A 12,070-nucleotide genomic window follows, 5' to 3' on the forward strand; every position below is an offset into this window, starting at 1 on the left:
CCCTACGGCCGCCGGGTCAGTGGCGCCGCCAGCGCTCGTCGACGACGACCGAGGAGAGCCGCCAGCCGTCGCCGGTGCGCACCGCCGCGAAGGCGTAGCGGCCGCCGCAGATGAAGTCCTCGCCGGTCGCGAAGCGCATCGGGTTCACGTAGTCGGCGCGGATGTCCGCGCCGTCCCCGGACTCCTGGTAACCGCCCGCCTCCCGGAAGAGGACCCGCCGGTTCACGATGAGGTGCTGGCGTACGGGGAAGAGGTGCAGGGTGTCGGCGAGCCAGTCGGCGACCTCGGCCGCGGGGCCCTCGATCCCGCCCGAGCCCCGGTAGTCGGCCCGGCCGTCCGGGGTGAACAGGGCTCGGTAGCCGGTCCAGTCGGCGTCGTCCACGGCCGCCGCGTAGCCGGTGATGAGGTCGTCGATGGCGAGCCGGTCCATCACGGTCGCGAGGTCCACGCGCTGCGTCATCGGTTCAGTCTCGGGCAGCGGGGTCCCCAGGCCAAGGGTCGTGCGGGTGGTGAGTTCCCGGGGGCCGTCACGGCGCCGTCATACTGTCCGGCATGCGCGTGAACATAGATCCCGAACGGACCGACCGGACGTCCTTCTACCGGTTGCTCACCGCCACCGTCGTGCCCCGGCCGATCGCCTGGGTCTCGACGTCCTCGGCGGACGGGACGGACAACCTGGCCCCGCACTCCTTCTTCACGATCTCCTCGGTCACGCCGCCGGTCGTGCAGTTCACGTCCGTGGGCCGCAAGGACTCCCTGCGGAACGTGGAGGAGACGGGGGAGTTCGTGGTCAACCTCGCCCCCGAAGGGCTCTTCGAGCAGATCAACGCCACGGCGACCGACTTCCCGCACGGGGTGAGCGAGTTCGACGCCTGCGGGGTCGAGCGGGAGCGGAGCCTGCGGGTGAAGCCGCCGCGCGTGGCCCGGTCGTCGGTGGCCCTCGAGTGCGTGCTGCACAGCACGCTGCGGATCGGCGACTCGACGGTCGTCTTCGGCCGGGTCGTGCACGCGGCGGTCGACGAGTCGGTCATGGTCGACGGCCACCCCGAGATGGCCCTGATGCGCCCGCTGACCCGGCTCGGCAAGAACGAGTGGGGCACCCTGGGCGGCATCAAGGAGATCGCCAGGGTGCCCTACCAGGCCTGAGGGCCGGCCTGCGGAGGATCCGGGGCATTCCGTGCCCGCGAGAGGAGAAGCGTGGACGGGACGACGTGGGACGGCGTGCGGAAGCTGCGCGAGTGGCTCGACGCGGAGGGCCAGGCCGCGGCCGGTGACGTGAGGCTGCTGCGGGTCCTCAAGATCGGGGAGGAGTACGGCGAGGCCGTCGAGGCCCTCACCGGCGCCCTCGGCGCCAACCCGCGCAAGGGCGCGAGTCACGACTGGCAGGACGTCGAGAAGGAGCTGAGCGACGTCATCGTCACCGCCGCGGTGGCCCTGGCCACGATCGGCCCGGACCCGGAGAAGGCGCTGGCCGACCGCGTCCGGGGCCTGCTGGACCGGCTCGGCCTGGACTGACCCGGTCCGGACCGACCGGGCCCGGCCCCGTCAGCATCCCGGGGACCCGTGGACAGGGAGCGCCCTAGCCGGTGTTGTGTTCGGGGAGGCAGTAGGCGCAGCCGTTGTATCCGCGGGCGAGGGCGTCTTCGACTCGCATGAAGGGCACTTTGCTGCCGGGCCCGAGTTTCGGCCAGTACGGGCAGGTGTTGACGTGGATCTCGCCGCTGCGTGGGTTGCCGAAGAAGAAGTCGTCCAGCTCTTTGACGGCGGTGATCTGAATGGTCATGCGTCCGACGACGGCTCCGTCCTGGTACTGCGTGGCGACGAAGGGGTAGCGCCGCAGGTGTTCGGCCTGGTGGGAGAAGTCGATCGTGATCTCCGCCGTCACGTGGTCGTCGGCGTCGAGTCGGTATCCGTCGACGAGGGCGACCTTGCCGCCGTTCATTTCGATGGTGCTGCGTACGGCCCCGGTCTCCTTGACCACCAGGTCCGTCAGCGTGGCGGGTTCGATCATCCGGCTCAGTGTGCGGACGGAGATGCGTGTGTCCTCGGGCAGGGCGCTCGCGTCGAGCTCCCAGGAGCCGTCGGTGGCCTTCAGGCCGCCCCGCAGCGTGATCGTCATCCGTGTCTTGCCGCCGGGCGCGGCCATCTGCGGAGCCACGTTCCGCTGCCCCACGTTGTTGTCGAACCTGGCCAGCAGACCGTGGTTGAGCTCCCCCGGGTAGATGTCGGGGAGGGCGTGGTCGCCGGCGGCCGAGACGATCGCGAGGAGGCATTCGTGGTCGACGATCTGGGGCGTCCAGACGAACGGACCGACCCGCACCGAACCACCCGCCGGAATCGGCTCGTTGACCACCAGCGTACCCAGCGACTGGAAGTGCGTCGGCCAGATCATCCCCGTCCCCGGATCGCACCGGTACGTCCGCACCTCGGCGAGGCCGGCCGCCGCGGGCGCGGTGCCGCGGTTGTGGACGCGTACGTAGAGGTAGTTCGGCCGGTCGTTGATCGGCGCCTCATGGCCGAGCTCGGGGTCGTCACCCGCACTGATGTCGGTGTTGCGGACCCAGATGTCGGGCGAGGTCCAGAACGGCACACCGCTCGGCTGGTCCCCGGTGTCGGTCGGGTTGTCCCGGATGTACAGGTCCACCGCCGAACCCGCCTCGTCGACGGCCTCCAGCGTCTCGGCGAGCAGGGTCGCCAGGGTGATCCTGGTGACGTCGGCGAGGTACCCGTAGTCGAGCGTGGCCGGCGCGTCGGTCGTGCGATGGTAGTGCGGGTTGCCCTCGCCCTCGTACGCGCCGATGGTCACGTCTCCGTGTGCTTCGAACGGCATGTAGTCGCTGGAGTAGATGGGGCCGAGCTTGACCGGCAGGGTCGTGTAGTCCGCCGCGGCCTGTGCCATGACCGCGCCGAAGGCCAGGGACGCGGCGTCGTTGCCGGCCACGGCGTTCCCGATGTCGCGTTCCACGGTCACGGAGCCGTCCGCGGGCGGTCTGCCCACCATGTCCAGGTTCACGACCCGGAAGACCTGTGTGCCTGCCGCGTGGAGCTCCGCGGCGTACGCGGTGGCTCCCCACAGGCCCTGTTCCTCGCCGGAGAACGCCACGAAGCGGACGGTGGAGGTGAGCGCGACGGGCTCCAGGAGGCGCGCGATCTCGAGGATCGCCGCGACTCCGCTCGCGTTGTCGTCGGCCCCGGGGGCGCGTGCCGTCGCGTCGTTCAGGTTCTCCATCCGGCTGTCGTAGTGGCCGCACAGGATGATGACGGGGCTTCCGGCGTCCGTGCCCGGTTTGGTGCAGATCACGTTGTCGGCGCTGTGACCGGCGTTGGACCAGGTACGCAAGGTGACGTCCGTGTACCCCGCGGCCTTGAACCGGTTCGCGATCTCCTCCGCGGCCTGCTCGACGAGCGGTGAGAACGTGTGCCGGGTGTGGAAGGCGGCGAGGGCCTCGACCGTCCCTCTCAGGGCGTCCGTCGACACCAGCTCGACGAGCGCGGCGACGAACTTGTCGGGCAGTGTGCCCGTCCACTTCCGTCGGGTCGGTGCGACGAGTGTGGCGGGGCTGGGCGGGTGCCCCTTCTCGGGGGAGACGAGCGGTATGCCCGCCCCCGCCACCGCGTCGCGGTCACGTTCCACGCGAGCCATCGTTCCGCCTCAGCCGGTGTTGTGTTCGGGGAGGCAGTAGGCGCAGCCGTTGTATCCGCGGGCGAGGGCGTCTTCGACTCGCATGAAGGGCACTTTGCTGCCGGGCCCGAGTTTCGGCCAGTACGGGCAGGTGTTGACGTGGATCTCGCCGCTGCGTGGGTTGCCGAAGAAGAAGTCGTCCAGCTCTTTGACGGCGGTGATCTGAATGGTCATGCGTCCGACGACGGCTCCGTCCTGGTACTGCGTGGCGACGAAGGGGTAGCGCCGCAGGTGTTCGGCCTGGTGGGAGAAGTCGATCGTGATCTCCGCCGTCACGTGGTCGTCGGCGTCGAGTCGGTATCCGTCGACGAGGGCGACCTTGCCGCCGTTCATTTCGATGGTGCTGCGTACGGCCCCGGTCTCCTTGACCACCAGGTCCGTCAGCGTGGCGGGTTCGATCATCCGGCTCAGTGTGCGGACGGAGATGCGTGTGTCCTCGGGCAGGGCGCTCGCGTCGAGCTCCCAGGAGCCGTCGGTGGCCTTCAGGCCGCCCCGCAGCGTGATCGTCATCCGTGTCTTGCCGCCGGGCGCGGCCATCTGCGGAGCCACGTTCCGCTGCCCCACGTTGTTGTCGAAGCGCACGATGCGGTCGTTCGGCACCGGCCCGTTGACGGTGGCGGTGATGGCCGGGTCCTGCGCGCCATGGACGACGGCCACCAGGCATTCGTGGTCGACGATCTGGGGCGTCCAGGCGAACGGACCGACGCGCACCGAACCGCCCGCCGGAATCGGTGCGGTGATCACCAACGTACCCAGCGACTGGAAGTGCGTCGGCCACATCATCCCCGTGCCGGGGTCGCACCGGTACGTCTCGACCTGGAACCCGCCGGCCGCGGCCTGCTGGATCCCGCGGTTGTGGACGCGTACGTAGAGGTAGTTCGGCTGGTTGTTGATCGGCGCCTCGTGGCCGAGCTCGGGATTGTCTCCCGTACTGATGTGGTTGTTGCGGACCCAGATGTCGGGCGAGGTCCAGAACGGCACACCGCTCGGCTGGGCGCCGAGGTCCGTGGCGCTGTCCGAGATGTAGAGGTCCACCGGCCGCCGTGCCCACAGTCCCTGATTGACGAAGGCCTCGTCCATCACCTTGCTGTAGAGGCCACCGGTGAGCGCGGCGTCGGCGGTGATGCAGCCCTGGGCCATGCTGACGGCGTGCGCGGCACTGCTCGTGATGTCGTCGGGCACGATGAGCAGCATCTCCATCATCGTCTTGATCATGGCGTCGGCCGCCGCGACCCGGACGGCGGCATCGGGCGAGTCGCCGCCCATGCCCAGGTAGCACCGCCACAGCGCCGTGCCCAGCATCGAGTTGCGCAGGTTGCGGCTGTAGCTGTTGAATCCCGGGTCGTCGAACCGCTGGGTCAGATCGAGCCTGCGCTCCGTGCTCCACTGGTCGGACGCGTTGTTGTCGAAGGGGAACGTCTCGGTGCGGCGGTGTCCGCTGAGGTTGAACCGGTCGCGGTAGATGGCGGGGAGGGCGTCGCAGACGCTGTGCTCGTACGCCCCGGAACCGCCGTGCTCGGCGCCCAGCCACTGGAACACGCCGTGGACGTACTCATGCGCGATGACGCCGAGGTCCGCGGCGTCGGGCACGCCGCCCTCGCCGAAGCGGATCCGCGGGGGCGTCGCCGAGCCGATCCACTCGCTCTGGTCCTCGAAGTCGTACGCCTGCGGGTCGACGTCGACCTTCTCCATGTTCCCGTTGAGCTCCGTGTTGCCCAGGGTGCGGAGATAGCGGGCAACGGCGTCGAGCCAGTAGTAGGCGTTCGCGCTCAGGAAGGCACGGTTCTTGGGGTAGGTCTCGTAGGAGAAGGTCGCGGTGTTCTCGGCGGGCTGCGCGAACGCCGGGGTGTCCCAGTCGTTGCAGCGGAACCAGTCCCCGTCGAGTTGGAAGATGCCGTTGACGGCCGTGGCGATCTCGGCCTGGACATCGTGCCGGAAGGGGTTCAGGTCGGCCGCGGTCGACGCACTGGACAGCGTGCCGTCGTTCGACTCGGTGACGGGATCGGGCACGAAGACCTTGAGGCTCGCCGTCACGTACTTGCCCAGGAGCTCGATCCACAGCAGCTTGCCGGAGATGGCGTCGACGACCACACGGAAGTGCTCGAAGGGACCGGTCGTCTCGACGGAGAGGTCGTGTACGAGATGCAGCGTCCCGTCCGGCTTCCTCTTGCCCTTCTTCAGAAGCTCGACCGAGGCCGTGGGGTAGTCCTCGTCCGGCAGCCCGGGCCTGGTCGTGTCCCGGAGGTAGGCGAGTTCGTCCTTGAAGATGGTGGCGGTCTCGTAGTCCTTCCGGAAGGGCGCGAGCGCGACCCGTTCGACGTCCTCGACGTCACGGGCCTCGCTCGGGTCGGGAGCGTCGGCGACCGTGAGCTCACCCCCGTTGTCGACCTGGACGACGCTGGCCTGCTCGATGTCGGCGACGGCCTGGACGGTGGCGCCCAGGACGGGAAGGCCCTTGTGGAACTGCTGGAAGCGCACGCGCAGGGTGGCCGCGCCTTCGCTGGAGTCCACCTCTCGCAGATCCATCCTGTCGGCCTTGAGGTCCTTCGAGCGGGCCTTCATGAACGAGTCGATGGCCTTGCGGGCGTTCGACGCGCGGCCCAGGGTCGCCCCCGGATCGACGAACTTCCGCAGTACACCGCCGGAGTCCTTCCGTTCTCCGACGTCAGGGACCAGCCTCAGGGGCTCGTCGGCCTTGGGTCCCGACCTGTTTCTCTGCTTGCGTACGTCTTCCCGGCCCATCATGTGCTCCTTGAGGCGCGCGGAGGAAGGAACGATGGCTGGCGGCCCCCGTCGCGGTCGTCAACCGGCCGCGGCAGTGCGGGCGGTGTCGATTTCCGTCACGGCGCCTCCGCGGGGATGCGTGTCGGGATGGTCGGGAGCACGACGCGCTCCGGCGCCGGGGACGGAGCGCGGCCCGAGCGGGCGATCTTGAGGAGGTCCGGAAGCTCGTACGCTTCCGCGGCTTCCAGGTCGACCACGTACCCGAGGTCTGCCAGGCTCGCGACCGTCAGCCTGCTCAAGGGGTTGTTGCTGCCGTCGATGCTCGGCGACATCAGCTCGTTGTCGAAGACGGACTCCCGCCAGTGACTGCCCGCGCTGCCCAAGCCGCCGACGTTCGCCACCGGCACGGGGCCGGGCGGTTCTCCGGCGAGCGTGCCGAACTCCTTCATGGCTCCGGGGCCGACGAACGTGGGGTCGGTGCCGTCGGGGAAGTCCTTCAGCAGGCCGAAGTCGGTCCAGACGGTGCCGATGCCCAGCACGTGTCCCATCTCGTGCGTGATGACGTCGAGGAGGGAACCCTCCTCTTCCATCTGGGCCAGGTCGGCGCTGTCGAACCTCATGCGCCCCGTGGCGGGGAGTCCCGCTCCGCTGACCGCGTTGTGCCGACGGAACCGCGTGGGGCCGGCCTGTCCGAGAATGTTCGGAACGTTGTCGACGCCGTCGATCGGCACGCCTTCGGCATCGATCAGGAGGTCGTCGACGACGACCGTGCCGGTGAAGTCATGAACGATCGCGGTCTCCAGGTCTCCGACGATCACACGCGCCCAGCGCTCGGCGGCCTCGGCGAAGACGTCCTTCTGGCCGTTCGTCAGTCCTTGGATGAAGCGCACGTCGATCTGAAACGGAGAGGTGGTCTTGGCGATTCTCGCCGCGCGGTCGCTGTCCGCTACGGCCGTATAGATTTCGAAGGATTGGTAGGTTCGCCTGGTCATGGCACTTGCTCCCATCACGTGGAGCCGCCCTTATCCCCTCCCAAACCAGCTTAAACATGTTCGTAGTTGTAGACCATGCAACCACACGTGAAGACCGTGACTGCAGGGGAAGTTGGGTCATGGCAGCTGTCCGCCCTCGTGCTCGCGCTCGGCCGCCGCGCAGAAAGGCCCGCACAGCTGACGCTGTGCGGGCCCGTCTGCGGATCCCGACTTCGTGCTCGCGCATTGCCTCGCGGCTCGGTCAGCCGGCGGACTCGCCCGCGTGCGGGCTGAGGACGTCCGTGCCGACCAGGATGAACAGCAGGATGCCCAGCAGGATCCGGTAGATCACGAAGGGCATGAAGCTCTTGGTGGTGATGAACTTCATGAACCACGCGATCACCGCGTAACCGACGGCGAAGGCGATGATCGTGGCGAAGATCGTCGGGCCCCAGGAGACGTGCCCCTCGCCCGCGTCCTTGAGCTCGTACGCGCCGGAGGCGAGGACCGCCGGGATCGCGAGGAGGAAGGAGTAGCGGGCGGCGGCCTCGCGGGTGTAGCCCATGAGAAGACCGCCGGAGATCGTCGCGCCCGAGCGGGAGACACCCGGGATCAGCGCCATCGCCTGGCAGAAGCCGAAGATCAGGCCGTCCTTCACGCTCAGTTCCTTGAGCGTCTTGCGCTCGCGGACGACCCGGTGACGCCCGCCGGCCTCGTCCCGCGCGGCCAGCCGGTCGGCGATGCCGAGGACGATGCCCATGACGATCAGGGTGGTCGCGATCAGCCGCAGATCGCGGAAGGGGCCCTCGATCTGGTCCTTGAGCGTGATGCCGAGGACACCGATCGGGATGGAGCCGACGATGACCAGCCAGCCCATCTGGGCGTCGTGGTCGGAGCGCATCGACTTGTCGGTGAGGGAGCGGAACCAGGCCGAGACGATCCGCGCGATGTCCTTGCGGAAGTAGATCAGGACGGCGGTCTCCGTGCCGATCTGGGTGATCGCGGTGAAGGCCGCACCAGGATCGTGCCAGCCGGCGAAGGCCGCGGTCAGCCGGAGGTGCGCGCTGGAGGAGATGGGAAGGAACTCCGTCAGCCCCTGTACGAGTCCGAGGATGAACGATTCGAACCAACTCATGGGGCTAAGGCCGTCCCGTTATGTACGTGTGCGGTCAGAAGGTCGAGCGCAGCGTACCGTCCCAAGATGACGTGCTCGTGATCAGGCCCGTGACGCTCCTGTGATCAGGCCTCATGACGCCTCGTCGGGCCCCGCGGGGCCCGCGGTCGTCCATCCCGGGGCCCGGACGTGGGCACTGAGGCTCCGCCGGTCGGCCTCGCCGCCGCAGTGGGCGCAGATGACGCGGGGGCTGAGGATCTCGCCGCAGTCGTGTTCCAGGACGACGGGGCGGTCGTCCTCGTTGAGGTGGCGGTCGCCCCAGGCCATCAGGGTCAGGAGCACCGGCTGGAGCTCCTCGCCGGCGGCCGTCGCCCGGTACTCGAAGCGCTGCGGGCGCTCGCTGTACGGCACCCGCTCCAGGATCCCGGCCTCGACGAGCCGCTTGAGGCGGGCGGTGAGGATGTCGCGCGGGGCGCCCGTGTTGCGCGCGATCCGGTCGAAGCGGTGCACGCCGAGGGAGACCTCGCGGAGCACGAGGAGTGCGTATTTCTCGCCGACGAGCGCAAGCGTGTCGGCGATCGAGCAAGGGCGGGGGGCGGCCTTCATGGGGTCAGCCTAGGGCAGCCGGAGAAGGAGGGTTTGAAAAGGCAACCCACTGGGATATGTTACCGGCGAGTGTAGGTCCAGTTTTCCAACTCAGGAGTTGGCCATGCGTGACGCCGTCATCGTCGAAGCCGTCCGTACACCGATGGGAAAGGGCAAGGCCGGGGGAGCCCTGTCCCACGTCCACCCCGTCGCCCTTCTCTCCCACACCCTCCGCGCCCTGATCGAACGCAGCGGCATCGACCCCGCCCTCGTCGACGACGTGATCGGCGGAACGGTCGACCAGGTCGGCGAGCAGGCCATGAACACCACCCGCTACGCCTGGCTCGGCGCCGGATTCCCCGAGTCCGTGCCCGCCACCACCGTCGACCGGCAGTGCGGCTCCTCCCAGCAGGCCGTCCACTTCGCGGCCCAGGGCGTCCTCTCCGGGGCGTACGACATCGCCGTCGCCTGCGGGGTCGAGTCCATGAGCAGGGTCCCCATGTGGTCGAACGTGCCGCCCGGCACCGACCCCTTCGGCCCCGGCGTCGCCGAGCGCTACCCCGAGGGACTCGTCCCGCAGGGCGTCAGCGCCGAGCTCATCGCCGCCAAGTGGTCGATCCGCCGCGAGGCCATGGACGAGTTCGCCGCCGGATCGCACGCCAAGGCGGCCCGCGCCTGGGAGGCCGGACTCTTCGACGCCGAGACCGTCCCGTACGAGGGCGTCCGCCGTGACGAGTCGGTGCGCCCGGCGACCACCCCCGAGATCCTCGCCGGACTCCGGCCCGCCTTCGAGGACCCCGGCTTCGCCGCCCGCTTCCCGCAGATCGACTGGTCCGTGACCGCCGGCAACAGCAGCCCCGTCAACGACGGCGCCTCCGCCGTCCTCGTCATGGCCGCCGACACCGCCCGGAGCCTCGGCCTGCGCCCTCTCGCCCGGCTGCACAGCTTCGCCGTCACCGGCTCCGACCCGCTCCTGATGCTCACCGGCGTCATCCCGGCCACCGAGAAGGTCCTGCGCCGAGCGGGCCTCTCCCTCGCCGACATCGACCTCTTCGAGATCAACGAGGCCTTCGCGAGCGTCGTGCTCGCCTGGCAGCAGGAGACCGGCGCCGACCCGGCCAGGGTCAACGTCCACGGCGGGGCCATCGCACTCGGGCACCCGCTCGGTGCCAGCGGCACGCGCATCGCGACGACCCTGGTCCACGCCCTGCGGGCCCGCGGCGCCCGCTACGGCCTCCAGGCGATGTGCGAGGCGGGCGGTCTCGCCAACGCGATGATCGTCGAGGCGCTCTGAGCGACGGACGGGCCGGCCCGTCAGACCGTGCCGGCCGGCTCCCGCTCCTGCGCGGGAGCCGGGTCCGGGACCGCGGCCGGCGCCCCGGACGTGGCACGCAGGGCGTGGCGCTTGCGCCAGGCCACCACCGCCGCGCCGAGGCCCGACAGGACGATGAACCCCGCGGAGAAGAGGAAGGCCGGCGATCCCGGCGAACCGGCCTGCGAGCCCGCGATCACGTACGCCGCCGTGTTCGGCACCGTCCCGATCGCCGTCGCCAGGAGGAACGGCACGTACCCCATCCGGGAGACCGCCGCACAGTAGTTGGCCGCCGCGAAGGGGACGCCCGGGAAGAGCCGGATCGCCAGCATCGAGCGGAAACCGTGCCGGCTCAGCTGCCCGTCCGCCGCCGTCAGCCAGCGCCCCCGGACGAACGGCCGCAGCGCGTCCTGCCCCAGGACCCGGCCGAGGGCGAAGGCGATCCCGGCGCCGAGCACCGTCCCCGCCACCGCCGCCGTCAGACCGGCCACGGAGCCGAACAGCGCCCCCGCGGCCAGATTGAGCACCGGGCGCGGCACGAAAGCCGCCGTGCACACGCCGTACGCGAGGCCGAAGAGCAGGACCGCGCCCGCGCCGTTCGTCTGCGGCGGCCAGCCCGAGGACAGCAGCCGCTGGGGTTCGTACAGCAGCACGAGACCCGCCGCGGAGAGCAGCAGCAGAGCGAGGAGCGAGAGCCGCGAACGGGGTGCGAGCAGGGCCTGGGAACAGCGGACTGCGAGGGAGCCCGGCGGCCGGGGCACGGGAGCGAGCATTCGGGGAGAGTAGCGGACGCGTCCGTATGATCGCCGTAATGTGCGTCATGTCCGCCGGGCAGCGCCCCGGGAGTCGTACGGGCCGCACACGGGACCCGCCCGGGTGCGGCCGCGCGGACCGCACCCGGACCGCGCCGTGACCGAGAGGCCCCATGACCGAGACCGCGCCGACCGGCGACATCCCCGGCAGCGTCCTCGCCGACACCGTCCTGGAGCGGCTCACGACCCTCTACCCGGCCGCGGGGAACCCCTTCCGGGCCCAGGAGATGGTCGCGTACATGAAGGGCGTCGCCCCCTTCCTCGGCGTCCGGACCCCCGAGCGCCGCGCCCTGTCCCGCACGGTGCTCGACGGCACCCCCCGCCCCGACGAGGACGACTGCGCCGCGATCGCCCTGCGCTGCTTCGCCCTGCCGGAGCGCGAGTACCACTACTTCGCCGTCGACTACCTCCGCCGCCACGTGAAGCGCTGCTCCTCCGGCTTCCTGCCCGTCGCCCGCCGGCTCGTCACCACCGTCTCGTGGTGGGACACCGTCGACCACCTCGCCGCCCATGTCGTCGGCGGCCTCGTCGCCGCCGACCCGGCCCTCGGGGCCCGGATGGACGAGTGGATCGAGGACGAGGACCTGTGGGTGGCCCGCACGGCGATCCTCCACCAGCTCCGCTTCAAGGACGCGACCGACGCCGACCGGCTCTTCGCCCACTGCCTCCGCCGTGCCGCCGACACCGACTTCTTCCTCCGCAAGGCGATCGGCTGGAGCCTGCGCGAGTACGGCAGGACCAACCCCGGCGAGGTCCGCGCCTTCGTCACCGCGAACACCTCCCGTCTCTCGCCGCTGTCCGTACGCGAGGCCCTGAAGCACCTCTGATCCCCCGGCCCCATCGAGGCCCAACTGCCGGGACACACTGGGC

At 70.1% G+C, this 12,070-nt stretch carries 11 protein-coding genes; 4 read left to right on the forward strand and 7 right to left on the reverse strand.

Features of this window, described 5'->3' with window-relative positions; genetic code table 11:
• Window positions 1-16 precede the first annotated feature (16 nt).
• Window positions 17-460: a nuclear transport factor 2 family protein gene (locus DEJ46_RS33835; protein ID WP_150272460.1), complete on the reverse strand. Its 444-nt coding sequence runs from the start codon at window positions 458-460 to the stop codon at window positions 17-19.
• 92 nt (window positions 461-552) lie between these two features.
• On the opposite strand from DEJ46_RS33835, the gene DEJ46_RS33840 reads away from it, so the two are divergent.
• Together DEJ46_RS33840 and DEJ46_RS33845 are read left to right on the forward strand one after the other, a co-directional pair.
• On the forward strand, window positions 553-1,146 hold the full coding sequence (locus DEJ46_RS33840; RefSeq protein WP_150272461.1) for a flavin reductase family protein: 594 nt from the start codon (window positions 553-555) through the stop codon (window positions 1,144-1,146).
• A gap of 51 nt (window positions 1,147-1,197) precedes the next feature.
• Complete coding sequence (locus DEJ46_RS33845) at window positions 1,198-1,515, forward strand: MazG-like family protein (protein WP_150272463.1); 318 nt, start codon at window positions 1,198-1,200, stop codon at window positions 1,513-1,515.
• 64 nt (window positions 1,516-1,579) lie between these two features.
• Here the strand turns inward: DEJ46_RS33845 and DEJ46_RS33850 are convergent, their stop codons facing one another.
• From DEJ46_RS33850 to DEJ46_RS33870, 5 genes are all read right to left on the reverse strand, one after another.
• Window positions 1,580-3,634 carry a M28 family metallopeptidase gene (locus tag DEJ46_RS33850; RefSeq protein ID WP_190623028.1) on the reverse strand — a complete coding sequence of 685 codons (2,055 nt, stop codon included), beginning with the start codon at window positions 3,632-3,634 and terminating at the stop codon, window positions 1,580-1,582.
• 18 nt (window positions 3,635-3,652) lie between these two features.
• Window positions 3,653-6,427: a hypothetical protein gene (locus DEJ46_RS33855; protein ID WP_223835313.1), complete on the reverse strand. Its 2,775-nt coding sequence runs from the start codon at window positions 6,425-6,427 to the stop codon at window positions 3,653-3,655.
• 95 nt (window positions 6,428-6,522) lie between these two features.
• Window positions 6,523-7,296 carry a leishmanolysin-related zinc metalloendopeptidase gene (locus DEJ46_RS33860; protein ID WP_223835314.1) on the reverse strand — a complete coding sequence of 258 codons (774 nt, stop codon included), beginning with the start codon at window positions 7,294-7,296 and terminating at the stop codon, window positions 6,523-6,525.
• A 343-nt stretch (window positions 7,297-7,639) separates the two neighbouring features.
• Window positions 7,640-8,512 (reverse strand): undecaprenyl-diphosphate phosphatase, encoded by an 873-nt coding sequence (locus tag DEJ46_RS33865; protein WP_150272468.1) that lies wholly within the window; start codon window positions 8,510-8,512, stop codon window positions 7,640-7,642.
• Window positions 8,513-8,623: 111 nt separating this feature from the next.
• Window positions 8,624-9,097: a winged helix-turn-helix transcriptional regulator gene (locus tag DEJ46_RS33870; protein WP_150272470.1), complete on the reverse strand. Its 474-nt coding sequence runs from the start codon at window positions 9,095-9,097 to the stop codon at window positions 8,624-8,626.
• Between the two features lie 103 nt (window positions 9,098-9,200).
• On the opposite strand from DEJ46_RS33870, the gene DEJ46_RS33875 reads away from it, so the two are divergent.
• Complete coding sequence (locus DEJ46_RS33875) at window positions 9,201-10,370, forward strand: thiolase family protein (RefSeq protein ID WP_150272472.1); 1,170 nt, start codon at window positions 9,201-9,203, stop codon at window positions 10,368-10,370.
• Between the two features lie 20 nt (window positions 10,371-10,390).
• Here DEJ46_RS33875 and DEJ46_RS33880 read toward each other — a convergent pair whose 3' ends face one another.
• Window positions 10,391-11,161, reverse strand: coding sequence for a TVP38/TMEM64 family protein (locus DEJ46_RS33880; protein WP_150272474.1), 771 nt, complete (start codon window positions 11,159-11,161; stop codon window positions 10,391-10,393).
• Window positions 11,162-11,313: 152 nt separating this feature from the next.
• Here DEJ46_RS33880 and DEJ46_RS33885 point away from each other — a divergent pair, with 152 nt between their 5' ends.
• Window positions 11,314-12,027 (forward strand): DNA alkylation repair protein, encoded by a 714-nt coding sequence (locus tag DEJ46_RS33885; protein WP_150272475.1) that lies wholly within the window; start codon window positions 11,314-11,316, stop codon window positions 12,025-12,027.
• Window positions 12,028-12,070: the final 43 nt, after the last annotated feature.

The organism is Streptomyces venezuelae, from assembly GCF_008642375.1.
Lineage (GTDB): Bacteria > Actinomycetota > Actinomycetes > Streptomycetales > Streptomycetaceae > Streptomyces > Streptomyces venezuelae_G.